The organism is Actinomyces oris, from assembly GCF_001937445.1.
Classification (GTDB): Bacteria; Actinomycetota; Actinomycetes; order Actinomycetales; family Actinomycetaceae; genus Actinomyces; species Actinomyces acetigenes.
This window is the reverse complement of sequence record NZ_MSKS01000009.1, coordinates 164,334-188,071: the sequence shown is the minus strand read 5'-3', so window position 1 is coordinate 188,071 and position 23,738 is coordinate 164,334. Positions and strand designations below refer to the sequence as shown.

General features: G+C 64.5%; 19 protein-coding genes, 1 tRNA gene, 1 other RNA gene and 1 pseudogene. 13 read left to right on the top strand and 9 right to left on the bottom strand.

Annotated elements, in window-relative coordinates:
- Positions 1-483 precede the first annotated feature (483 nt).
- Positions 484-726 carry a helix-turn-helix domain-containing protein gene (locus BKH20_RS03150; RefSeq protein ID WP_009233135.1) on the bottom strand — a complete coding sequence of 81 codons (243 nt, stop codon included), beginning with the start codon at positions 724-726 and terminating at the stop codon, positions 484-486.
- A gap of 142 nt (positions 727-868) precedes the next feature.
- A complete protein-coding gene (locus BKH20_RS03145) occupies positions 869-2,197 on the bottom strand; it encodes an IS110 family transposase (RefSeq protein WP_075389904.1) in 1,329 nt (442 codons plus the stop codon).
- 1,194 nt (positions 2,198-3,391) lie between these two features.
- Here BKH20_RS03145 and BKH20_RS03135 point away from each other — a divergent pair.
- From BKH20_RS03135 to BKH20_RS03125, 3 genes are all read left to right on the top strand, one after another.
- The gene (locus BKH20_RS03135) at positions 3,392-4,129 is read left to right on the top strand and encodes an ABC transporter ATP-binding protein (protein ID WP_075389902.1); all 738 of its coding nucleotides are present in this window, start codon (positions 3,392-3,394) and stop codon (positions 4,127-4,129) included.
- A gap of 4 nt (positions 4,130-4,133) precedes the next feature.
- Entirely contained in the window at positions 4,134-5,522 is a 1,389-nt protein-coding gene (locus BKH20_RS03130) for an FtsX-like permease family protein (RefSeq protein ID WP_005527111.1), read from the top strand.
- 197 nt (positions 5,523-5,719) lie between these two features.
- Positions 5,720-7,315, top strand: a complete 1,596-nt coding sequence (locus BKH20_RS03125; protein WP_430793311.1) for an IS1634 family transposase — start codon at positions 5,720-5,722, stop codon at positions 7,313-7,315.
- An 11-nt stretch (positions 7,316-7,326) separates the two neighbouring features.
- Here the strand turns inward: BKH20_RS03125 and BKH20_RS03120 are convergent.
- A pseudogene (locus tag BKH20_RS03120) lies at positions 7,327-8,308 on the bottom strand (IS256 family transposase); the annotation flags it as partial.
- Positions 8,309-8,993: 685 nt separating this feature from the next.
- On the opposite strand from BKH20_RS03120, the gene BKH20_RS03115 reads away from it, so the two are divergent.
- From BKH20_RS03115 to BKH20_RS14500, 7 genes are all read left to right on the top strand, one after another.
- The gene (locus tag BKH20_RS03115) at positions 8,994-9,923 is read left to right on the top strand and encodes an MT-A70 family methyltransferase (RefSeq protein ID WP_256693005.1); all 930 of its coding nucleotides are present in this window, start codon (positions 8,994-8,996) and stop codon (positions 9,921-9,923) included.
- A 12-nt stretch (positions 9,924-9,935) separates the two neighbouring features.
- Positions 9,936-10,169 carry a hypothetical protein gene (locus BKH20_RS03110; RefSeq protein ID WP_075389899.1) on the top strand — a complete coding sequence of 78 codons (234 nt, stop codon included), beginning with the start codon at positions 9,936-9,938 and terminating at the stop codon, positions 10,167-10,169.
- A 555-nt stretch (positions 10,170-10,724) separates the two neighbouring features.
- Complete coding sequence (locus BKH20_RS14505) at positions 10,725-10,877, top strand: hypothetical protein (protein WP_256693004.1); 153 nt, start codon at positions 10,725-10,727, stop codon at positions 10,875-10,877.
- Positions 10,878-10,925: 48 nt separating this feature from the next.
- Positions 10,926-13,028, top strand: a complete 2,103-nt coding sequence (locus tag BKH20_RS03105) for a type IV secretory system conjugative DNA transfer family protein (protein WP_256693003.1) — start codon at positions 10,926-10,928, stop codon at positions 13,026-13,028.
- Between the two features lie 303 nt (positions 13,029-13,331).
- Positions 13,332-14,297, top strand: a complete 966-nt coding sequence (locus BKH20_RS03100) for a replication-relaxation family protein (RefSeq protein ID WP_256693002.1) — start codon at positions 13,332-13,334, stop codon at positions 14,295-14,297.
- A 260-nt stretch (positions 14,298-14,557) separates the two neighbouring features.
- Entirely contained in the window at positions 14,558-15,148 is a 591-nt protein-coding gene (locus BKH20_RS03095; RefSeq protein ID WP_256693001.1) for a hypothetical protein, read from the top strand.
- Positions 15,141-16,310: a recombinase family protein gene (locus tag BKH20_RS14500; protein WP_256693000.1), complete on the top strand. Its 1,170-nt coding sequence runs from the start codon at positions 15,141-15,143 to the stop codon at positions 16,308-16,310. The genes BKH20_RS03095 and BKH20_RS14500 overlap by 8 nt, the downstream gene beginning before the upstream one ends.
- A gap of 103 nt (positions 16,311-16,413) precedes the next feature.
- On the opposite strand, the gene BKH20_RS14495 is transcribed toward BKH20_RS14500, so the two are convergent.
- Positions 16,414-16,758: a hypothetical protein gene (locus BKH20_RS14495; RefSeq protein WP_256692999.1), complete on the bottom strand. Its 345-nt coding sequence runs from the start codon at positions 16,756-16,758 to the stop codon at positions 16,414-16,416.
- A 292-nt stretch (positions 16,759-17,050) separates the two neighbouring features.
- Positions 17,051-17,145, bottom strand: a tRNA-Ile gene (locus BKH20_RS03085).
- A gap of 205 nt (positions 17,146-17,350) precedes the next feature.
- Here BKH20_RS03085 and BKH20_RS03080 point away from each other — a divergent pair.
- Both BKH20_RS03080 and BKH20_RS03075 read left to right on the top strand, forming a co-directional pair.
- On the top strand, positions 17,351-18,253 hold the full coding sequence (locus BKH20_RS03080) for a Nif3-like dinuclear metal center hexameric protein (protein WP_075389897.1): 903 nt from the start codon (positions 17,351-17,353) through the stop codon (positions 18,251-18,253).
- A gap of 46 nt (positions 18,254-18,299) precedes the next feature.
- The gene (locus BKH20_RS03075; RefSeq protein WP_075389896.1) at positions 18,300-19,034 is read left to right on the top strand and encodes a zinc ribbon domain-containing protein; all 735 of its coding nucleotides are present in this window, start codon (positions 18,300-18,302) and stop codon (positions 19,032-19,034) included.
- Between the two features lie 34 nt (positions 19,035-19,068).
- Here BKH20_RS03075 and BKH20_RS03070 read toward each other — a convergent pair whose 3' ends face one another.
- On the bottom strand, positions 19,069-19,878 hold the full coding sequence (locus BKH20_RS03070) for a YaaA family protein (RefSeq protein WP_075389895.1): 810 nt from the start codon (positions 19,876-19,878) through the stop codon (positions 19,069-19,071).
- Between the two features lie 87 nt (positions 19,879-19,965).
- On the opposite strand from BKH20_RS03070, the gene rnpB reads away from it, so the two are divergent.
- Positions 19,966-20,357: RNase P RNA component class A (gene rnpB, locus BKH20_RS03065), an RNA gene on the top strand.
- Positions 20,358-20,445: 88 nt separating this feature from the next.
- On the opposite strand, the gene BKH20_RS03060 is transcribed toward rnpB, so the two are convergent.
- From BKH20_RS03060 to panB, 3 genes are all read right to left on the bottom strand, one after another.
- Positions 20,446-21,645, bottom strand: a complete 1,200-nt coding sequence (locus BKH20_RS03060) for a hypothetical protein (RefSeq protein WP_075389894.1) — start codon at positions 21,643-21,645, stop codon at positions 20,446-20,448.
- 161 nt (positions 21,646-21,806) lie between these two features.
- Positions 21,807-22,703 carry a type I methionyl aminopeptidase gene (map, locus tag BKH20_RS03055; protein ID WP_075389915.1) on the bottom strand — a complete coding sequence of 299 codons (897 nt, stop codon included), beginning with the start codon at positions 22,701-22,703 and terminating at the stop codon, positions 21,807-21,809.
- A 104-nt stretch (positions 22,704-22,807) separates the two neighbouring features.
- A complete protein-coding gene (panB, locus tag BKH20_RS03050) occupies positions 22,808-23,653 on the bottom strand; it encodes a 3-methyl-2-oxobutanoate hydroxymethyltransferase (protein ID WP_075389893.1) in 846 nt (281 codons plus the stop codon).
- Positions 23,654-23,738: the final 85 nt, after the last annotated feature.

Genomic DNA, 23,738 nt, shown 5'->3' with positions numbered 1-23,738 from the left:
GCGGCCGTATTTTTGCTGGCATGGAGCCGATTGTGGCGATGTGGTGGTCGATAGACCCGAAGTTAGTGACATGAACACAAAAGCCTTCATTGTCCGTCGTTGGTTCAAGGAGAAGGCGTAGCCCTTTTGGTAAGAAATATCCTTTTATAGCTCTCCATATTCCATAGCAGATGGATGATAGCCCAAAGATCGTGCTGACAATCGTGGCCCAGTTGGCGGCTGTATTCAGCATGACCGTCCTGTCTGCTTTGGGGGAGCACAGACCAGTGGTGGTGCTGGTGGCCTGCGTGAGAAGAGTCGCCGTCGCTGAACAGCCTGGCGTCATCGCGTCTGTCTGATCTCATACGGCGACCCCATCATCGTACGTCGCCTGGTGGTGCCATCCCTGCGCCTCCGCGGCTGACATAGGTCGCACTCTAGTAACGGTGCGAGGTGCATCCACCTCATCCGCCGTACCTTGGGAGAAGCGTCCCTTCCTTCTCCCTACACCTCCAACCCACTCACCAGCCCACCGGCGTCGGTGTCGAGGGCGTGGGCGATGCGGAGGATGTTGTGGAGGCTGAGGTTGCGTTGGCCGCGTTCGACCTGGCCGATGTATGACCAGTGCAGGGTGGTGCGTTCGGCCAGCTTCTCCTGGGACAGGCCCAGCTGTTCGCGGCGGGCGCGCACACGCCGGCCGAACTCACCGGTGGCTGGTGAGAGTGGCGGCTTGCGGTCGGTGGGCACGGCTCCATCTCAACCGGCCAAGGACTCCCAATCCAGAGACTATGTATCTCAAGATGATGTATCCTGTGATTGTCCATGGCGGTCGAGCTGGTGAGGAGGTGAGCCTGATGGACGGTGGCGAGTGACCATTCGCAGAGATCCTCTACCTCTCTCGGGAGGATGCTGCTGCCTCAGGCTGCTCGGTCTGGGGCAGCTCCTCGTTCAGTGTCCAGGTGAAGGCAACGCCGGAGCCTGGCATGAGCCAACCAGCCGACTCGAGGGCGATGACCTTGCCTGGGACGGCTTCTGGCGATCGGACGATGCGGGCCGCTGGTGCCGTGGCCACGGTGTCGTTCACACGCATATCGCCGATATTGGTGTCGGTGTAGTCCAATCGCAGCGACCAGCCTCGGGTTGGTTGTCTGACGGCGAAGTACAGCCGGTGGCTCCACTGCGGGGTGATGGTGCGGAAGACCTGGCGGATGCGCACTGGCTCACCGTTTCTGGCGTCTTCGTCCAGGTCGACGCTGTAGGTCTGGCCGGTAGCGCGGGTACTGCGGCGGATGGGCTGTGGTCGGCCATCGACGGTCAGCTCCAGCAGCTCGTATGCCTCCCGGCGTCGGGTGTCCATGCCAGGGCGTGGTGCCATGAACCAGGTGGAGGTAGCCGGGACGTCCTGGCGCAGTTCGTTGTACTCATCCTGGTCAGACACGCACGCGAAGCGCCGGGTGGCACTGCTGGGTACGGTGGTGTATTCCCACTCCACCGTGACGTCGAGCAGAGGAGTACCTGCGGTACTCCTCTCTACTGCAGTAGAGAGCCGAACGCGCACCGCCACGTCGTACCACCGCTCGGCGGCGCGGATGGCTTGGTCGCGGATGTCGCGGTAGATCTCTCGGGCGAACTGCTCGTCGCCCAGGCGCAGCGCCATCACGTTGGCGGCGATGTCGTCCAGCAGCTCCGGCGTCGCCACGCGCTTCAAGTCCTCAGGATGGATGGCGAAGTCCTCCACCACCGCATCGCGCATCGCTGGAGCCTCCTCACGGATGATCTGGCGGGCCAGGTCCAGGTCGAATCCCGTGAGCATCGACAAGGCGGCCGCGTCCTCGTCCGAGGTGCTGACGGCTCTCAGGGTGTGGGGCATGGTCCTGGCCGCGCCGGCGATGACGGCAGCGTCCTTGGCGTCGGTCTTGGCGCTGCCCGGCGTCAGGTCAGCGATGCGGCGCATCGACAGTCCGGGCAGGTAGCCCACGGTGATGCCCATGTCCTGAGCCACCGCCACGGCCAGGGCCCCGATGGTGGCGGGCTGGTCGACCACCACCAGCAGGTTCCCGTGGTCGGCCAGCTTGCCGTAAAGGGAACGCAGACGTGCCTCGTCATTGGGAAGGGGCTTGTCGAGGACCTTCCGCCCGTCCCGGCTCAGGGCCGTGGCCCAGTGGTCCGTCTTGCCGACGTCGATGCCGATGAAGACCTCGATGTCCTCGATATCCATCTCTCCTGCCGCCTCTCGGTCAAGTCGATACGGGGCCAGCCGGTGGACGACCGGTTCCGCACCCACGCCTGCGAAAGACCTCACACGCGGTGGGCCGTTCCCCTTATCAGCGGTCACCAGCGCCCGGCTGCCGCAGGTGACTTTCGCCCCCCGGATCATCTACGGACAGGGGCAAGACATCATGCCCACAGCAACTGGCCCAGCCCCCGGCACCTACCACCAGGGACCACCAACAAGGTAACGGGGTGGCGCCCAGACGATGCTCCATTGGTGTTTCTGGGGCTGTGCCGCCACGGGGTGCTATTGGGCTTGGTCTGCCGCGCTGTGGCTTGCTGCTGCGTTACGTCGTGCCAGCAGGCCCAGATGAAGATGGCCATGGCCGTCAGGCTGATTGCTCCGACGAAGGCCAGGCCGTTGATAATCCAGTGCATGCGGTATATCCTCCTGATTCGCATGGTGTGGTGGTCTGTGCGGGTCTGTGTGGTGGGAGCGGCGGCAAATGCTGGGCTGCGCGGGTGGTGGTGCGACTGCATCAGGCCTGCGGAGGCTGGCAGTGCCGTTTCTTTGCATCGGCCCTGCGGCAGTCGCACCATCCCGGCTTCCAGACGCGGTCCTCGTTGGCTCTCGGTCCGCTTCCGCCACGACCAGGATCACCTCCAGCCGGTGCCTCATTCCCCGGGCGCACCTGGGATCGGGCACGGTGGACAAGACCTGCATCAGGCTCGACTGGCGCCCAGCAACACACCGACGACCTGGGTTGGTGCGGGCGGAGCAGTAGGTTGTATCAGCCACAGCTAAGTGATTCAAGAATAGCTGTATAACAAGAGCGCCTGTTAATTAATAAAAATTTAAAAGAAACACCTATTGTCGAATTATCTATAGCTATGTCATAATCCAGCACGTATTCTCAACATTATTGGAGGAAATCGAAAAAACTTTTGAAAATACTTGCACCACCAGGACGACAGTGGCAGTATACCGAACATGTTACGAAGACATCTTGACATGACCTATCGGTTCAAAAACGTCATATAAGGGTCATTGAAATGTTGCGAGTCGTGTCAACATGATTATTATTAACTGACAACCGGCAGTATTTCCTAGACAACTCATGCTCAAACTGTTATAATGGCCAACACAGGCGAGAAAAGATGTCATGTATCGAAATCAAACAAGCATCCAAGGAGTGTCAGGATGACAGGTATAGCTGTTTCAGCACACAATCTGCGCAAGTCATTTCCAGTTCCAGATGCGACTTCTGTTGAAGTTCTACACGGCATATCCTGCTCAATTGAGCAAGGAAGAATGACGAGTATGGTCGGGCCGAGCGGATCAGGGAAATCAACAGCATTATTATGCCTGGCAGGACTAGAATCAGCCACCTCAGGCCAAGTTACGCTGATGGGAAGGGACCTCAATGCTCTGTCGCCCGCGAAAATCGCAAAGTTGTATCGAGACAAGGTTGGTTTTGTTTTTCAATCCTACAACTTAGTCCCATACCTGAGCGTGCGTGAGAATATTGCCATATCGGATACGTTAGCAGGGCGGCGTTCTGATCAAAGACGTCTAGAAGAAGTGCTTTCTAGACTGAGATTAGAATCACGAACCAATTCGTTGACTAGTACGTTGTCGGGGGGTGAGCAGCAGCGAGTAGCTTTAGGTAGAATTCTTTACAGGCGCCCGGCTATCGTATTTGCCGACGAACCAACGGGCGCATTAGATACTAGATCCGCTTCTGTCGTTCTCTACGAACTTCGCCGCTTAGCCGACGATGGCGTCACAGTTGTGTTGGTCACTCACGATTTGAATGCCGCTTCCTTGGCTGACTCAGTAATGATTCTGCGTGACGGACATATCATTAGTCGCTTAGACAGTGGAATTAGTTCGGAGATTCTACTCTCGATAATGAATAACGCTGTTGAGGGAGAATAGAATTATGACACGGTACATATTGCGCTCCTTGCTATCTCAATGGAAATCATGGTCTGGTACAGTGTTAGTGTTAGCTTTCGCTGCAACATTAGTAAATGTGTGTCTAGCCCATAGATTTTCAGTCATCAGGCCTGAAGTAGTAGCTACTGCTAGAGCATCTGGGGTTAGTCCGGCGGAACTTGAAATGAGTGGACTATCGATCTACATTTATTCGGCATTAGTTGCTATCCCAGTGGTTGCCGTTGTCGGACAATCATGCGTACAGGCACTACGCACGAATTGGGCTCGCTGGCGATTAGCGGGAGCCGTACCACGGCAAGTGTTCTTGAGCGTCATTATGACTATAGCGACACTAGGTTTAGTGTCGTGCATTCCCGGTATACTAGTGGGGATCCTAGTTGATCAAACTTTTTCTTCGATCCTCACCCGTATAGCGTCCGAAAAAATGGGCGCCATCGAAGTGATTCAAACACCGACCACGATTCTTTTTACAGCCGTTTCGGTAGTAGGAATCGCTGTTCTGGGAGCTTTCGGGCCAGCAAGAACAGCTGTTAAAGTTCCAGCTACTGAAGCTATTCGCGAAATGAGTCTCTCTATTCGTCGTATGAGTCTAACTCGATGGGGTCTGGGCGCGTTATGGAGTCTGATCTGCGCAGGCCAGCTATTCCTGGCGTTCACCAGTCAACCACGGAAGATAGACGATGGATTACCCGCTGGCGGTGGTCAAGCAATGCTTGCAGCCATATTGATCTCTATTCTGTCTGTTATTATTGCTCCGGCTCTCGTGCCGGGTCTATTAAAAGTTTGGTCGTCACCATTGGCGCATCTTGGTGGACCATGGCTTGTCGCCCGTCGCTCAACGAGCTGGCGCGCATCGCTGTCTGGTAGCGCTGTGGCATTACTTGGATTAGGATTCTCATTTACCGCCGCTTTAATGACCAATTTGTACACTACAGAATCTGTAGTGGTATCAGCTCACCTTCCCAATAAGATCAATCAACTCGATACTCTCGTTATGATTGCTATTCTCGGTTTGATGGCGCTTTTAGGAGCTATCGCCGTGGTGGCTATGACTTCTCGTTCCCGACAGCGAGAGTTTGCCATCCTTCGGTGTGGAGGAAGTACCATCAAGCAAATCCGGAGTCAAGCAGTTATTGAGTCTTTACTATACACCTGCACCGCCTTATTGCTGTCGAGCGTACCTCTCATTGTGACCGCAGTAGGAGAAGCACTATTTTTCTATAAGGCGGGCCTAGGCTTCCTGCCGGATCCAGCTATCGGCCCACTGATGGTTGTAGCTAGCGTTTCGTTTATCTCATTATCTATCGTTCTTTTGGCACCAGTTAAAAAGGCGTACAGTGCTCCGATTGGACATACTCTGGCGAACGAATAGGACTTGATCTATGTAGTCTTTTCAGCTCTCAGTATTATTTAATCCGCAATGTGACCGACGTTGGCGAAACGTAAGGAGATATATAACCTGACTCGTGACACTTTGGTGGGGTCTGGGTTTTGAGGTGGGTTTTTCGTTAATATCGCGTGGTGGTTGTGGGTGTGCTGGCACACTAAGGGGCCGGTAGGGTCGTGGAGGTGAGCCCGTTTCTGCGTAAGGTCAAAACAGCCTCGGGGGCGATGGCGGTGCAGATCGCGGTCAAGGAAGGGCGCCGGGACAAGGTGATCGAGCACCTGGGATCGGCCCACACTGAGGCCGAGCTGGCTGCTCTGATGGAGATCGGCCGGCACCGCATTGCCCCGGACCAGCTGGCCCTGGAGCTGACTCCCACGCCACCGGCGGTTTCGGGACTCCTCACGGCCTCAGCCCCGGTCGGCACTGACGCGGTGGTGGAGTCCAAGCGCTCGGGCCTGCTGTGGGACGTCCTGCACGGGTCGTATAACTGCCTGGGCCTGGGGGATGCTACTGGGGGTGATCGGGCGTTTGAGCAGATGGTTCTGGCGCGTCTGATCGAGCCGACATCCAAGGCCCAGGTGCCCCGCGTGCTAGGTGACCTGGGCCTGGAGCCGGTCAGCGTGCGGACCCTGTTCCGCTCCCTGGCCCGAGCCCAGGAGCGGGGCTACCGCCAGGCGCTCTCTCAGGCCCTGTTCGAGCACGTCACCGCCAGTGGGGGCCTGGCCCTGTGCCTGTACGACGTCACCACGCTCTACTTCGAGGCCGAGCGTGAGGACGACCTGCGCAAGGTCGGCTACTCCAAGGAGCGGAGGGTCGACCCCCAGGTCATCGTGGGCCTGCTGGTCGACCGGGCCGGCTTTCCTCTCCAGGTCGGCTGCTGGGAGGGAAACAAGGCTGAGACCACCACGATCATCCCCATCGTGGAGGCCTTCCAGGCCGCCCACAGTATCGAGGAGCTCGTCATTGTCGCTGACGCCGGCATGCTCTCGGCGGCCAACCTGACGGCCCTGGACGAGGCTCGGCTGCGGTTCATCGTCGGCGCCCGCACCACCCGGGCCCCGGGCGACCTGGAGGCGCACTTCCACTGGGAAGGCGACGCCTTTACCGAAGGTCAGGTCATCGACACCATCACCCCCAAGCGGGGCTCGCGGAGTGAGCGGGACAAGAGCCGCAAGGCCGAGCCGGTGTGGGACCCGGTCACCCATCCGGGTTCGTGGCGGGCGGTATGGGTCTACTCCAAGCGCCGTGCGGCCCGGGACAACCAGACCCTCACCGCTCAGGCCAATCGCGCCAGGGCCGTCATCGCCGGCGAGAAGCGTCCCAAGGGCACGCGGTTCGTCACCGTCCATCAAGGCGATCAGGTCCTTGATGAGGCCTCCATCGCCAGAGCCCGGTCCCTGGTGGGGCTCAAGGGCTACGTCACCAACATTCCCTCGCATCTGATGGACGCTGGTGAGGTCGTCTCTTCGTATCACGAGCTGTGGCACGTCGAGCAGTCATTCCGGATGAGCAAGCACGACCTGAGAGCCCGCCCGGTCTTCCACCACACCCATGACGCCATCGAGGCCCACCTGACCGTGGTGATGGCCTCCCTGGCCGTAGCCCGCTACCTCCAGGACACCACCGGTATCAGCATCAAACGCGTCATCCGCGCCCTCAAACCCCTCCAAGACGTCACCATCAACCTCAACGGCCACCACCTCGCAGCCGCACCGCGTCTGACCGACGCCGCCAACAACATCCTCACTGCCCTGAGCACCCCACCCCCGGCACACTAAGCGTCATGAGTCAGGTGGGCCTCGGTGAGCATGTCGGCGACTTGCGGGAAGGAGGGGCGTAGGGAGTCGATGACGTGCTGGTACTGGGCGGTGACGGCCTGCCGGCTGGTCTGAGCGAAGATCGTGGAAATCAGGGCGTTCACGGGCTTGGAGCGGGCCGAGCCGAGCCTGGAGGTGATGTTGCGGGCGAAGTGGACCCGGCACCGCTGCCAGGCGGCGCCGGGCAGGATCGCCTCGGGCCGCGGCCCGGATACCTGGGTGGGCGTCACTGGTGACCAGCACGACGCCCTCGGGGTCCTGGTCGGTGGCGACCCTCAGTCCCCGCTCGCGCAGGGAGCGCAGGAAGGAGGTCCAAAAGTCGGTGGTCTCAGCGTCGCCGACCGCCATGCCCAGGATCTCCCGACGTCCTTGAGCCGAGACCCCGGTGGCGACCACCAGGGCCTGAGAGACCACTCGGTGGTTGACCCTGACATCCACGTAGGTGGCGTCGACGAACACGTAGGGGAACCAGGTGTGGTCCAACGGGCGGGTGAGGAACTCGCCCACTGCCTCGTCGATGTCCTTGCAGATCCTTGAGACGGTGGATCTGGAGATACCGGACTCGTTGCCCAGGGCCTTGACCAGGTCGTCGACCTTGCGGGTCGAGACCCCTTCGATCCAGGCTGAGCAGATCACGGCGTACAGGGCCTTGTCGACCCGTTTGCGTGGGCAGAGCAGGGACGGGAAGAACGACCCCTGCCGCAGCTTGGGGATGGCCAGGTCCACCTCCCCGGCAGTGGTGGCCAGCTTCTTGGATCGCTTGCCGTTTCGTCGGTTGGAGCGCTCACTGGAGCGCTCATAGGGGCCTGCGCCGATCGCGGCGGTGGCCTCGGCGTCGATCAGGTCCTGCAAGCCGGCCTGAAGCAGACGACGGAAGACGTCATCATGCGCCAGGTCCGGGTCGGACAGGACTTCCTGAATCAGGACGGACACGGCAGACTGGTCACTGGGCATCGTGGGAGCACTCCTGGTGAATCTTGGTCGAGAATCCGGGTCCCACGATGCCTCCCTGTGTTCTCAGGCAGCTACACCGGCCAGGGAAGCCCCGCAGGAATTGCCACCACACTAAGAGACCCACCCCACGGCAGAGGGTACGGCCCGTCCTACCTGGCCGGCTCACTCGCCCTCACGTCGCCCGCCGCGGCCGCGTCCTAGGCGGTGCGCGCAGCAGCGACCGGTTCGGTCGGACGAGCGGCAGCCGTGAGCGCTGGAATTGAGCGGGCTCTGGCGGCCTGTGCTAGCCGCCTGCCGGACTGAGTGCGCGGCACGACAAAACGTCCGCAGGTCGCTCTGGCTGGTCGCGTTGGCGGGGCTGGAACGTGCGGCAGCCGTGAGCAATCGTCAGCAATCCTCACCCACATGCCACGTCATTTCGCCCACTTGTTGCAAAAACTACAGCACCGACTTTCGTGGCCACTAAGTGGCGCGTGTGTCCATTTTGTTTCCTGGGGTAGCACCACAGAAACGGCTCAAGAACGGGGTGTGTCGCGTCGCTTCGCAATCTGAATTGGGAAGCCTTGCAACACGCGAGTGTTCGTGGAATGTATGGGATAAGGGCAACTTGCTGTCAATGTGCGAAAAGATGGCAGCTGGCTCGCCCGGAGCAACTAGCACGTATGAACAAAAAAGGAGGGACGACATGCAGCAGACGAAACAGACAAGACAAGCGTGCGCTGGGGGAGCAGCCTCTCGGCACAGTGCGGTGGCCAGGCAGGCGGGCGCAGCCGTGAGACCAGCTGCTGGCGTGCCGCGACCTAGCGACGCGGTGAGCGCTGGAGCTGCCACCAGTGCTGCGGTGCTTAGCCAAGACAGTGCAGGCAAGGCCGCCGGTTGCGGCGGGAAAGCCGGTGTGCCGACTGAGGGCGCTGGCTCATCGCCCACCATCTCCGGCCTGCCGCCTGGTGGCTTTGCCACCATCCTGGTCGATCCGCCCTGGCCCCTTCAGGGCGGTGAGAAGCACTACCGGACGATGAGCCTGGCGCGGATCAAGGCTTTGCCGGTGGGAGCTTTGGCGGCCCGCGATGCCCATCTGTGGCTGTGGACGACCAACGCGCTCTTGCCGAAGGCGTATGAGGTAGCTGAGGCCTGGGGCTTCACGGTGCGCAGCCCACTGACCTGGGTGAAGTTCCGCCTTGGCCTGGGTGGTCGCTACCAGCTGCGTAACGCTACCGAGCAGCTGCTGTTCTGCACCCGGGGGAGAGCGCCACTGGGTTCGCGCTCCCAGCCGACCTGGTTCAACGCCCCCGTCACCGAGCACTCGCGCAAGCCGGCTGAGCAGTTCGCCATTATCGAGCGGGTCAGCCCCGGGCCGTACCTGGAGCTGTTTGCCCGCCGTCGGCCAGAGTCGAACCAGCCCTGGGCGGTGTGGGGCGACCAAGTGGACTCCGACATCCGTATCCCCGGCTTTGCCGTGCCGCGGTATAGCGAGCGGGCGCAGGAGGCAGAGGCCGAGACAACGACCACGGCAACGGAGCGGACAGAACCGGCACAGACGGCGATGGCTGGTGCGTCCCGTGGTGACGCCAGAGATGACAGTGCTGACGGTAACGGTGAGGAGGTAGAGCAATGAGTCGGCCGTGGCGTGACAAGTACCCAATTCGCAGTCTTCGAGGAGATGGTGATGATGAGCGATTCGAGGCGTTCTTTGCCCGGCAGTCTGCTGCGATGCGGCGTCGGCCTGCTCCTGATCGCGATGGGGCTGAGGTGGATCGTCGCCATCGTGCAAAGCAGCTGGCCCTGGCTCGTCGGGCTGCTCGCCGTGAGCGCCGCCGCCTGGCTGGCAGTGCGCTGGTGGCAGAGCCGACGGGAATGGTGAGGAAGTCCGACACTGGCCACCACTGCGCTCAGCCTGCCGGCGATGACCGGCTACGGACTGGGCGGCGGCCTCGCTCCGTAAGGAGGCACTCATGATGGCCCGCTACGGCGGTGGTCGCCCTGGTTCGTCGCGGCGGGTGCGGCTGGTGCCGGTGCGGCGAAGCGGCATGGATCACCGGGCGGTGGCGCGGATTGTGTTGGCTTTGGCGCGGCAGATGGCGGCAGACGAGGCTGCGCAGTCGGCGACGGATGAGGCTGTGCAGTCAGCAGCGGTTGAAGCGGCTTCCTCAGGTGCAGAGGTCTGCGCGAGGAACGAGCCTGGTGCCAGCGATGTGTCGGCTGCTGCGAGTGGTGATGCTGCGGCTCCATGGGCTGGCGCTCATAGCGGCCAGAGTGCCTGCGGTGGCCCCTCGGTGGGGCGTTGCGCTGCGAATGAGTCCTTCTTGGCATCGCCTAGTGGTTACTTGGCTGGACGGCGTTCTCACCAGCGTCATGACGGCGCTCACCACTCACCTCACGGGAATGCTGCTCCGTTCTCTACCCCGGGAGGCACCCCGTGATGGCCCGCCCCACTCAGCCCCTGGTGTGGCATCAGCTGCGCTTTGCTCTGCCGCTCGCCCAGGACGCGGCGGTTGGTCTGGTGGAGCGCATTCTGGCGGATGGTTCGCTGGGTCGGGTGGTGCTGGAGCTGCGCGCTGCGGGTGGGTAGGCCACCTGGGCGGTGGGCTCGCGGGTGGGTGAGCGGTTGGCGAGGGTGGTGCGTGAGCTGGTGCCGGGCTGCCGGGTGTCGCGTGGAGTGTCGCGGCGGGCGGTGAGCCAAGCGGTGGTGGTGTCGGCCCGGCCGGTCGGGGCGGGACTGGCGACGGAGCGTTTGGTGGCGGTGGTGCGAGCTGTCCTGGCGGCACTGGCGGTGACGGCTGAGGGGGAGGAGCTGGTGGTTCAGCTACAGCTGGGGCGGCGCTTTTCGCCGCAGGTGCTGGGGCGGGTGGAGCCGCAGGGCTGGCTGGAGCTGCTCGGCCTCGTACCGATTCCGTCTCTTAGTGGTGAGCGGGGTCGGCGGATGCGGGCGCAGGTGGGGCGGCATCGGGCGGCGGTGTGCCTGCGCTTGGGGGTGCGGGCGGCCTCGCCGCTGCGCCAGCGGGTCCTGCTGCAGGGATTGCTGGGGGCGCTGCGCCTGCTGGAAGGGCCGGGGGTGCGGCTGCGCGCCCGCACGGAGCACCCCGCCAAGCTCAACGGGGTGCGGCGGCCGTGGCGGGCGGGGCTGGAGCTTGGTGCCGGAGAGATTGTGGCGATGGCGGGCTGGCCGGTGGGTGAGGGGGCGCTGCCGGCGACGCCGTCGGCTCATCCGCGGGTGCTGGCGCTACCCCAGGCGCGTGAGACGCAGCGGGCGTTTGCCACGGGGGTGGCGGATCAATCTGGTGAGCGCCTTGGTATCTCGATTGGTGATGCGCTCTACCACACGGTGCTGCTGGGGCCGACGGGGGCTGGTAAGTCCACCGCCTTGGCGCATCTGGCGTTGGCGGATATTCATGCTGGTCGGGGTGTGCTGCTGATTGATCCGAAGACGGATCTGGTGGCGGACATTCTGGCGCGGATTCCTGAGCAGCGGCGCGATGACGTGGTGGTGATCGACCCGACCAGTAGCCGGCCGGTGGGGATCAATCCGCTGGCCCGAGCGCAGGCAGCGTGCAGCGGTGCGTTGTCGTCAGGCGGTGGCGTGCTAGGTGGTGGTGCGTCGCCGGAGCTGGTGGCGGATACGGTGCTGGCGACGTTCAAGGGGGTGTTTGCTGAGTCCTGGGGTGTGCGGGTGGAGCAGGTGCTCACCAGTGCGCTGGTGACGCTCGCGCGCACGCCCGGGGCGACGCTGGTCGATCTACCCCTCTTGCTGACCAACGCGGCCTACCGTCAGCGGCTCATTGCGGCCTCGGGGGCGGATCCGCTGGGGACGGGGCAGTTCTGGGCGGCCTATGAGGCACTCAGTGAGGCGCAGCGACAGCAGTGGGTTGGGCCGGTGCTGACGCGGCTGCAGCCTTTCCTGATCCGCCCGCACCTGCGGGCCACGCTGGGGCAGGCCGCACCGTCGTTCGACCTGGGGGAGGTGTTCACGCGGCGGCGCATTGTGCTGGTCAGCCTCAACAAGGGGGTGCTGGGGGCGGAGTCGGCTCGGCTGCTTGGGTCGCTGCTGGTGGGCCAGCTCTGGCCACTCATCCTGGCCCGGGCAGCGGTGGAGCCGTCGCGGCGGCACGTGGTCAGTGTCTTCATTGATGAGGTACAGGACTACCTGCCGCTGCCGGGCAGCCTGGCCGACGCCCTGGCCCAGGCCCGCTCACTGGGGGCGGCGTTCCATCTGGCGCATCAGTACCGCGGGCAGCTGCCCCCAGCGCTCAAGGCGGGGATCGATGCCAATGCGCGCAACAAGATCATCTTCTCCCTGAGCGCGGCGGACGCGGCCGAGCTGGCCCGTCAGGCGATTGGCCTCGAGGCGGCCGACTTCCAGCTGCTGCCGCGCTTTGGCGTCTACGCCCGCACCATGCACCACGGGCGGGAGAACCCCTGGTGCCACGCCACGACCCTGCCACCAACCCCACCAACCCAGGACGCCCTGGCACTGCGCGCCGCCAGCCAGGCGCGCTACGGCCAGGACGCCGCGCAGATCGAGGCCGCCCTGCTCGCGCGAATCGGGCAGAACGGTGAGATGACCGGTGATGACGCGGCTCAGATAGCAACGGACGACGCGACAGGTGAGCGCGGGGGAGCAGCCACGAGCGGAGACAGCGGGCCAGCGAACGGCGTACCTGGCTCGACGGCTGGTGTGGTGTTCGGCCGCAGGCCAGATAAGCGGAGCGGAGGAACAGCATGACGGGCGGAGGGACTGAGCGTGTCCGCGGCGCGTCAGACCAGCACTGGGGCTACGAAGTTCGCTGCGAAGTATCGCCCCTATCTGGCCCCTGCGCTTGTCTCCACCACTGGCTTGCCGAGACGCGTCGGGAGACGAATCGCCAGACGCATCGCTGCAGCGAGCAGGCAGGGGCTATCGGCGCAGTGGCGCGGCACCGGCGCGGTTACGGGAGGCGACTGATGGCCCCTTCTGGCCATCCCATCACCACTGGCAACGGCCCCAGCCTCACAACCTCTGGCTCGCAGCAGCGACTCGATCAACCACATGACGATCACGAAGGAGGAAACCGCCATGAACACAGCGATATCGGAATACGCGAGCGTCGGGACAGGCACCGGTCTGGTACTGCCAATGTCCGCGACGACACCAACGACGATGAAGGGAGCAGCGACGACAGAGGCAGCGAAGTCTCAGCGCCAGGTTCCGGCCCGGATTGGCCGCGCCCAGCTGCTGGCGATCGCCGAGCGGCTCGATACCACCGATCGCGAGCTGCTGGCGCTGTTGGCGGCCCATCGCTATGCCACGACGCGCCAGCTGGCGCAGATTACTGAGCTGTCTGGGCAGTATGGTTCGGCTCGTTCGGCGCTGCGCCAGACCAGTCGGCGGCTGCGACGCCAGCACGGACTGGGGCTGGTTGCTCACCTGGCACGGCGGATCGGTGGCACGCGGGCTGGCTCAGCAGGGTACGTCTGGTACCTGACTGCAGCGGGGCAGCGCCTGACGGACGAAGGACGCGGGGCGCGGCGGCGGTTTCAGGAGCCGTCGGCGCTGTTCCTTGCTCATACGTTGGCGATCACGCAGGCGCGGGTGGTCATCGAGCAGGCCATTCACGCCGTCGGTGGGCACCTGGCCCGGCTGCGTACCGAGCCGGCCTGCTGGCGCTCCTGGCTGCGGCTCGGTGGGGCACTGGGCTGGCTCAAGCCGGATCTGGAAGCAATCACGGCAACAGACACAGGCGCAGAAGATCACTGGCTCCTCGAGGTCGACCTGGACACCGAGCATCCAGCACGGCTGCTGGCCAAGTGCCACGACTACCAGGCCCACCTGGCCAGCGGCACCTTCCAGGCCCAGCACGGCTACTACCCGCAGGTGGTCTGGCTGCTGACCAACCAGGCACGGGCCGGCCGCCTGGCTGAGCAGATCGCCGCCGACCAGACGCTGACCCCGGAGCTGTTCAAGATCACTGCCGCCCCCGAGCAGCTCGCCGCCCTGATCCAGCGCGGCCCATGACACAGCGAAAACACTCCACCCGCCCTGGCGTTCTCAGTGCGCTTTTCTCCGCAAAGAGAACAGTGATGCAGAAAAATGATGCAGTATCGGCAGAAAATGGCGCAATAGCGCGGAATGGTCGCTCGTGCAGGATCAGTGAGATCGTTTCTCGGGGGTAGGTAAAACCGGGCTGGACTTTTCCGTCCATCTGAGCGTCAATAGAAAGAGGAGAAACACTGGAACAACGGATAGAGAGTAAGGAATACGAGAGGAGGATGCAGATGACAACACAGATAAAAACGAACGCACGAGATGAGCACCCGGCGGTACTGGAGGCGGTACCCACCACCGCGCTCGACGGCCAGGCGGGCAATGGGGCGATCGCCATCTTCTACGGCGCGGCGCTCTACCCCTTCGAGCTGGCCCGGCAGCGTGACCTGGTGGAGGACTATGCCGACGCGACCGATCTCAATCTGGTCACCGAGTTCCACGACCGACACAAGCGCCAGGATGGGTTGAAGATGCTACTGGACGCCTGCCAGCGCGGTGGAGTGGAGTACGTCATCACGGCAGGCTGGCCCACCCCCAACCTCACCACCAGCGAAGCAGACGCGGTCGTCGACCAGCTCGCCCAGGCTGGCACCCATCTGGTCTGCCTCAACGCCTGGCAGCCGGGCGACGGCACCCCACCAGCCTGGTGGAACGACGAGGAGGGCGTGTGGATGCGACAGCTCGATGCGCTCAGAGAGGAAGACCGCCGACAGTGTGAACAGGCCAGCGAAACCGGTGCGGACAGCCAGGTCAACCAGGCCGGTCGAACCGGCAACGCCAGTGAACCCACCGAAACCAGCAAGGAGGTGCACTATGCCTGACGCACTCGCTCCCGATCCCTTTACCGCCATGGCGGCCCAGCTCACTCCCAAGCGGGCCGTCTCGTACATCCGTGTCTCTACCCGCGAGCAGGCTCAGCGTGGTGGGTCGGAGGAGGGCTTCTCCCTCCCCGCTCAACGTGAGGCCAACAAGCGTAAAGCCCAGTCGACGGGTGCGCTGGTCGTCAAGGAGTTCGCCGACCGCGGTGGATCCGCCCGCTCCGCTAACCGCCCTGAGCTGCAGAAGATGCTGGCCTACCTTAAGGAAGATGGTGGGATTGACTATGTCATCGTCCATAAGCTGGACCGGCTCGCAAGAAACCGGGCGGACGATGTGGAGATTAACCGGGCCTTTGAGGAGGCGGGTGTGCGGTTGGTGTCGACCAGTGAGAACATCGACCAGACGCCCGGCGGCATGCTGCTGCATGGCATCATGAGCAGTATCGCTGAGTTCTACAGCCGGAACTTGGCCAACGAGGTCATGAAGGGGATGGGCGAGAAAGCCAGAAACGGCGGGACGCTGGGCAAGGCACCACTCGGTTACCTCAACGTCCGCGCCAGAGACGAGAACGGCCGAGAAGTCCGCACCATCGCCCTCGATGAGGAGCGCGCACCACTCATCCGGCTGGCCTTTACCGAGTATACGACGGGGCAGTGGACGACCAAGAGGCTCGCCGCGCACCTCCATAGCCATGGCCTGACGACCGTGCCGACAGCCCGCAAGCCGGCCAAGGCAGTGACGGGTGCCCAGCTGCACCGCATGCTGCGCCACCCCTACTACAAGGGCGTCATCTCCTTCCAAGGCGTCGAGTATGCCGGGGCACATGAGCCCTTGGTGGATGAAGAGACCTGGAGCCAGGTGCAGGCCGTGCTGGACTCCCATCGCTTCGGGGAGCGGGAACGCCAACACAACCACCACCTCAAGACGACGGTGTGGGGTGCGTGGTGCCCGCCTGCTGGTGCAGAACACGCGCAACAGCAAAGGCGACCTCTACCCCTACTTCATCTGCGCCAGGCGGCAGCGAACCCACGACTGCGCCTTCCGCGCCGTCCTGATCGACGTCGTCGAAGAGCGGATGAGCGCGCTGTACCAAACCATCCAGCTCAGCAGCCAGGATCGCCAGCTGGTGGAGCAGTATGTGCGGGAGGAGCTACACCGCCTTGAGCGCGACAAAGACCGGACAATCCGCTCCCTCACCACCAGGCGGACGAACATCGAGGACAAGCGCCGCCGCCTCCTCCACGCCCACTACGAAGGAGCCGTCCCCCTAGAGCTCCTCAAAGAGGAACAGACCCAGCTCACGGCCGAGCTGAACCAGATCGAGCGCCAGCTGACCGCCTACCAGGCCGACATATCCGAGGTGCGGCAGCGCCTCACCCAGGCCCTTGACCTCCTCGAAGACTGCCACCGCCTCTACACGGCAGCACCCGCCCACCTGAAGAAGCTGCTCAACCAGGTGTTCTTCCAGCGGGTGCTGGTCAACCCAGCGGTGGATGAAGACGGCCGAGTCATCCTGCCGGAAGATGGAACGAATGATGGCAGAGGTAGGAACGCGGCCGATGCAGCAGCTGGCGACTGCCCGATAGGGGAGAGCGACGGGCCATTGCAGCACGCCACAGCACCGCGCCTACTGGCCGACGCAAGCAACAACGCCAGCCTGGCAGCCGACCTCCGGCTGCCCTTCGCCTGCCTGACCAGCCGCCTGATGCACAACGTTGCACAGCAGCACCGTGCGACCTTGTTGCAAGACAACCCACCAGAAAACTGGGGCAACCAGATGGACTGCCCCATCAACAACACCGTCTCTAACGACGAAGCGCTCACCAGTGGTGGTGAGCGCTTCATATATTCATCAACCAACCCAGACCGTGTTACTCATGACCTAGGTTTGGGTAAGGCTATCGTGGTACCCCCACTGGGATTCGAACCCAGGACCTTGTGCTTATCAGGCACGATACGAGGTATAAGCTCGCTGCTCTAACCGCTGAGCTATGGGGGCGCGGCCGCGACATCGACGGCGTCGAGGAGGCCGACGCTGCCGGCACCGGAGGGGCCCAGCAGCGCGAAAGTAGGTTACCCCAGATGGCGGCCGCGTCGGTCGTTTTCCTCACTGTGTTCCGTCAGGCACGCCCTCACGCAGGCGCCGCGGGCATCCGAGCTCCTCACGCCTCAGGAACTGCCCGCTCTACCGCTAGCCTGGTCGCATGAGTCACACGTCTGCACCCGCATCTCCTGAAGCCGGCCACGAGCCCTCGCGCAGCACGTCGGAAGGCCACCTGACCGTCGGTGACGTCGTCGCCCTCGTGGAGGCCGCTGCGCCTCCCGGCCTGGCCGCCTCCTGGGACTCCAACGGGCTCATCTGCGGCGACCCCGCTGACCCGGTGCGCAGCATCCTCCTGGCCGTTGACCCGGTGGCAGCCGTCGTCGACGAGGCCATCAACGCCGGCGTCGACATGGTCATCACCCACCACCCCCTCTACCTGCGCGGAACCGACCACGTGGCGGCCACCGACCCCAAGGGTCGTTGCATCCACCGCCTCATCCGCGCCGGCATCGCGCTCCTCAACGCCCACACCAGCCTCGACGCCGCCCGCGGGGGAGTGGCCGATGCCCTGGCCGAGCGGGTCGGGCTCGTCTCCACGGTGCCGCTCGAGCCTGACCCTGCCTCCCCGGATCAGGGCATCGGACGGATCGGCACGCTCCCTCAGCCCGTCACCCTGCGCCGGCTCGCCGAGGATGTCGCCGCAGCCCTGCCCGACTCGGCCCCCGGCCTCCTCGTGGGCGGGGACCTGGACGCCATCGTCGAGCGCATCGCCGTCTCAGGTGGGGCGGGCGACTCTCTTCTGCAACGGGCCCGCGAGGCTGGAGTCGACGTGTTCCTCACCGCCGACCTGCGCCACCACCCCGCCTCCGAGCACCTGGAAGCCGGCCGCCCCTACCTCCTGTGCGGCACCCACTGGGCCACCGAGTGGGTCGGCCTGGAGCCCCTGGCCCGCAGGCTCACAGAAGACGCCCACACCCGCGGAGCCTCGCTGTGCGTCCAGGTCTCCCGCATTGTCACGGACCCGTGGGCGCTGCGCCTACCCACCGGACCAGACCGGGCATGAGAGGATTCGCAGCAACAACTTGTACGCACCTGAAGGAGCACACGCCGTGACAAGCGCCCCCATCGCCCAGCAGCGCCTTCTCATCGACCTGCAGGACCTCGACTCCCGCCTGGCACGGCTGCGTCACGAGCGCAAGCACCTTCCGGTCCTCACCCGCATCGAGTCGGTCGTCGAACGCCTCAAAGTCAACAAGCGCGCAGCTATCCAGGCGGAGGCCGCCCTCGACGAGGCCAAGAAGCAGGCCACCCGCAGCGAGAACGAGGTCGCTCAGGTGGTGCGCCGCGCCGAGGTGCTGCGCGAGCGCCTCCACTCCGGAACCAGCGCGGCCCGCGACCTCTCCGCCATCCAAGGGGAGATCGACCAGCTCGGCCAACGCCAGTCAGCCTTGGAGGAGGCGCAGATCGTGGCCATGGAGGCGCTCGACTCCGCCCGGCAGGAGGCGGAGCGCCTCAGCCAGGAGGAGTCAGAGATCCGTACGGCCGGGCGGGAGCTCACCGCCAAGCGCGACGCCGAGTTCGCCCGACTCGATGAGGAGATCGAGTCCCTGGAGAACCAGCGGGCAGACCTGGCCGGAACCATTGAGGCACCCCTCCTGGCGGATTATGAGGCCGTGCGCACCTCCACCGGCGGGCTCGGCGCAGTGGCCCTCAGGGGACGAACCGTTGAGGGTGGCGCCGTCGAGATCAGCCCCCAGGAGCTGGCCCGCATCGTGGCCGCACCGGCCGAGGAGGTCATCCACGCCGAGGAGAACGATGTCATCATCGTGCGCATGGACATCTGACGGCGGCCGCATCTGACGCCGGCCGCCACCGGCCTCAGCGAGTCACCAGGGTGAGCACCCGTCGCCCCTGCCGGTCCGGCTCGCAGACCTCGACGTCGTCGATACCCTCCAGATGGCAGGCGATACTCGCGACGTCGTCCACGTGCACGTGCGCAGGCACGGACCCGTCGGCGACTGCCCTGAGAAGCTCCCCGGTGAGCAGCCCGCGAGCGTGCTTGGCCATGTGGGAGACCACCTTGCGCGAACCGTCGTCCGCGGTGCGCACCACGCGCACACTCACGACCTCGACGCCGTCGTGCGCGGACGGATTCCACGCGGCCGCATAGTCCGCCGACCGACAGTCAACCACCAGCCCCTGTGCAGCCATGTCGGTGAGCGACGGCGCCAGGTGCGGCTTCCAGAACGCCGGCAGGCGCCCCAGTCCGGGCAGGGACGTGCTCATCGACAGGCGGTGGTCGGGCACCAGGTCAGTGGGGGACAAGATGCCCCACAGCCCCGAGAGAACGACGCAGTGATGCTCCAGCGCAGCCCGTCCAGCCGCCTCCTCGGCGATCGAGTCGAGCCCGGCGGCCTCGTACAGGACCCCGGTGAACAGCTGATGAGCGGGGGAGCAGGGTGAGGTCTCCAGCTCCAGGTTCGTTCTTACGTGCTCGGCGCTGCGCGGCCCCAGCCCCAGGACGGAGGCTCCCTCGGCGCTCCGGCTCACCTCAGCCAGCGCCGACATCACCTCGCGACGCGCAGCAGTGAGTCTGTCCGCGCCCAGAAGCGAGTCGAGATCCAGCGACGGTCCACTGGCAGGAGCGGTCTTTCCCTCAGAGGGAGGAAGCAGGATCAGCACCCGCACATGATAGGCGGCTTCCAGCAGATCAGGGGCCGACGGTGGGCGAGACCCCTCACTGACGCCCCACGGCGCTACACTGAACCGCGCGGACGAGCCGACCGGGCGGCCGCGGTACCGGCCACCGCCTTCATCGCGGCGGCGGGCTGAGGAACGTCCGGGCTCCACAGAGCAGGGCGGTGGCTAACGGCCACCCGGGGTGACCCGCGGGACAGTGCCACAGAGAGTAGACCGCCCATCGGATACCGGTGGGTAAGGGTGAAAGGGTGGGGTAAGAGCCCACCAGCGCGGCGGGTGACCGTCGCGGCTCGGTAAACCCCGCCCGGAGCAAGACCGCACAGCTGGCGTTTGAAGGCTGCTCGCCCGAGTCAGCGGGTAGGTCGCATGAGGCCGCTGGCAACAGCGGTCCAAGATGAATGGTCGCCACCGCCCAAGCCGGCAACGGCGGACGGCAACAGAACCCGGCGTACAGGTCGGCTCGTCCGCCCTATCGAAGGTGTTGAAACGGGTGTGGCCCGCCAGGATCCTGGCGGGCCACACCCGACGTCGTATGAGGCGGATGGTGGTGTGGCGTTACTTCGCCGCTACGTAGACCTCATTCTTGTTGTCCACCTGAGAGAAGGCGCTCACCGCGAAGGCGCCCTTCTTTTCGTTGGCGGCGGACTCGTCAACGAGGAAGATGAAATCGCCTTTCGCCTTGCCTCCGTCGCGGGGCATGCTCTGGCGGCTGAAGAGCGACTGCCCGCCGACAAGATACTCCGATTCTGCCGTGTTTCCGTCGTGGGTGAATCCGATTTTCAGGTCGTACTCATCGAACTGTCCTTGACCGTGGTAGGTGATCTCAACGGGGACGCGGATGTACACCTTGCCAGCGGGGGGCTCCTTGTAGCTGTACTGGCTCGTGGCAGCCTTGACGGACTCATTGGCGTTCCACTCGACATCCCCGAAGGTCACGTCCACTGAGGCGTTAGGGTCGTCGTCGTACTTGCCTGCATTCAGCGTGATCGCCCCGGCCTTCGGGTCGATGGGGTCCTTCTCACTCGACCCGGGGCCGTTGTTGTTCGGGCTGCTGGTCTTGGTGGTCTTCTTCGGAGCCGGGCTGTCAGTCTCGTCAGGGTCGCTAGTCTTCTTCTTGGAGTCGGGGTCGGACTTCTTCTGGTGAGTTGGCTCCGAGCTTGACGTGCTGTCCGCCTTGGTGTCGGAATCGCTGGAGTCGCCCTTGAACATGAAGATGCCACCGATGACCAAGGCGACTACGACGACTGCAGCAATACCGGTCCAGAACCACCACTGCTGGGTCAACGGCTTGGAGCCGTTGCCGGGGCCGGCCGGGGCGGCGGCGTTGGGCTGCCACCCGCCGGTGGGAGGCTGCATGCCTCCTGCCGCCCCCTGGGGCTGGAAGGGCGTGGGCGACTGGGCGTAGTCCATGTTGGCCGCGTAAGGGCTGCCACCCGCAGTTGCGGGAGCGCCGGCATAGTCCCCGGAGGGGGCGGAGGCCGACATGCCTGTCGGGTCGGCAACTGGTGAGGCAGTGCTCAACGAGGCTGTCGGGGCGGTCGACACCGCCTGGGTTGGAGCCCATGCCGGGTCGGCCTCGGCGGCGGCACCTGCGGCCGAAGCCGCGGAGGCGCTGGAGGCGGCGGAGTCGTCGACCCAGATCTGCCAGCCCTCAGGAGCCGGCCCCCAGGCAGGGTCGGGCTGCCAGCCTGCAGGCGGTTCGAAGCCCTCGGGTGGCGCGGGCCAGTTCGGCGGTGGATTGAAGCGCAAAGCCATGAGAACCTCCGTGAGGAAATGAACGGGGAGAAACCCGCATGGGCTTCCTGTGCAGAATAGAGATGTCCGCTACCGAAGGACCTTACGTCGTCACCTTATCGTGAGGCAACGTGACGGCGCTCGATCGTCCCGGATGTGGATGGGTAGCAATACCCGCTGCCTCAAGGCAGGGTGAGCACCTCGGCACCCTCATCGGTCACCACGAGCGTGTGCTCGAACTGTGCGGTACGAGAACGGTCCTTGGTGACCACCGTCCAGCCGTCGTCCCACTGCTCCCACTCGATGCCGCCGAGTGTGAGCATCGGCTCGATGGTGAACACCATCCCTGTCTCGATGATCTCGTCATGGAGGGGAGCGGCGTCGTAGTGGGGGATGATGAGCCCTGAGTGAAAGGCCTCGCCGACGCCGTGTCCGGTGTAGTCGCGCACCACCCCGTAGTTGAAGCGCTTGGCGTAGGCCTCGATGACGCGGCCGATGACGTTGACCTCGCGCCCCGGCTTGACGGCCTTGATGCCCCGTTCCATCGCGGTGCGGGTGCGTTCGATGAGCAGCTCCGTCTCACGATCGACCTCGCCGACGGCGTAGGTGGCGTTCGTGTCGCCGTGGACCCCACCGATGTAGGCGGTGACGTCCAGATTGATGAGGTCTCCCTCATTCAAGCGGGTCGAGTCCGGGATGCCGTGGCAGATGACCTCGTTGATCGAGGTGCAGATCGACTTGGGGAAACCCATGTAGCCCAGGCATGAGGGGTAGGCGCCGTGGTCGCACAGGTACTCGTGGGCGATCCGGTCCAGCTCGTCGGTGCTCACCCCCGGGGCGATCGCCTTGGCGGCCTCGGCCAGGGCGCGGGCGGCCAGCCGTCCCGCGACCCTGATCCGCTCGATCGTCTCGGCGTCCTTGATCTCCGAGGCCGTCACCCGCTCGGGGCCGTCATGGAACATGTACTCGGGGCGTGCGATAGACGCCGGCACATGACGCTCAGGGCTGAGTGTCCCGGGAGTCAGTGTGCCGCGCGGTGCGCGATCGGCCGGCGAGGAGGAAGAAGCCGAAGAACTCATGGTCGTAAGCATAGAAGGAGGCATCCGGTTCGCGTGACCTTCCACCCAGCCAGCGGCTCAGGGCCTCCACCATGACGCTGTGGGTCTTATCACTGCCAGAACCGTCAGGAGCTGAACCAGTGCTTCTCTGAGGGGAAGGACTCCTCGCGCACCGCGGCGCCGTAGTCGACGGCCGCCTGCCGCAGGGCCTCGCCGATCTGCCCGAACTGGTGGGCGAAGCGCGGTGACCAGTCCGTCATCCCGGCCATGTCCGTCCAGACCAGGACCTGCCCGTCGCAGCGCGCGCCCGCGCCGATACCGATCGTGGGGATCGTGAGCGACTCGGTGACGCGGGCGGCCAGGGGCTCGGGCACCATCTCCAGGACGAGGGCGATCGCCCCCGCCTCAGCCAGCGCCTGCGCGTCGGCCAGCAGCACGTCAGCGGCCTCGCCGCGACCCTGAACCCGGAAGCCGCCGAGCATGTTGACGCTCTGCGGGGTGAACCCCAGGTGCCCCACCACCGGGATACCGGCCTGGGTCAGTACCCTCACACTGGCTGCCCGGGGGCTGCCGCCCTCGAGCTTGACGGCGTTGGCCCCCGCCTTCATGAGGCGCACCGCGCTGGCCAGTGCCTGCTCCGGACCGGCCTCGTACGTGCCGAAGGGGAGGTCGGCCACGACCAGGGCACGCTTGGTCGCCCTGGCCACCGAGCGGGTGGCCACCACCATCTCATCGAGCTCCACCGGCAGCGTGGAGTCGTGCCCCAGCATGACATTGCCGATGGAGTCGCCCACCAGCAGCAGGTCGGTTCCCGCCGCATCCAGGATCTGGGCGGTCACGGCGTCGTAGGCGGTGAGCATGACCAGCTTGGTGCCGTCCTTCTTGGCGGCCGCCAGGTGATGAACGCGCACGGGCTTGCCGCCTGCGACGACGGGGGCGGACGTACCGTAAGGGGACTCGGGTGTAGCCATGGCATGAGGCTACCTGAGGTGTTGCAGCGCGCCAGCGCCTCGGACGGACCACTGACGTCCTTCGCCGAGGGTGTTCTGCGAAACC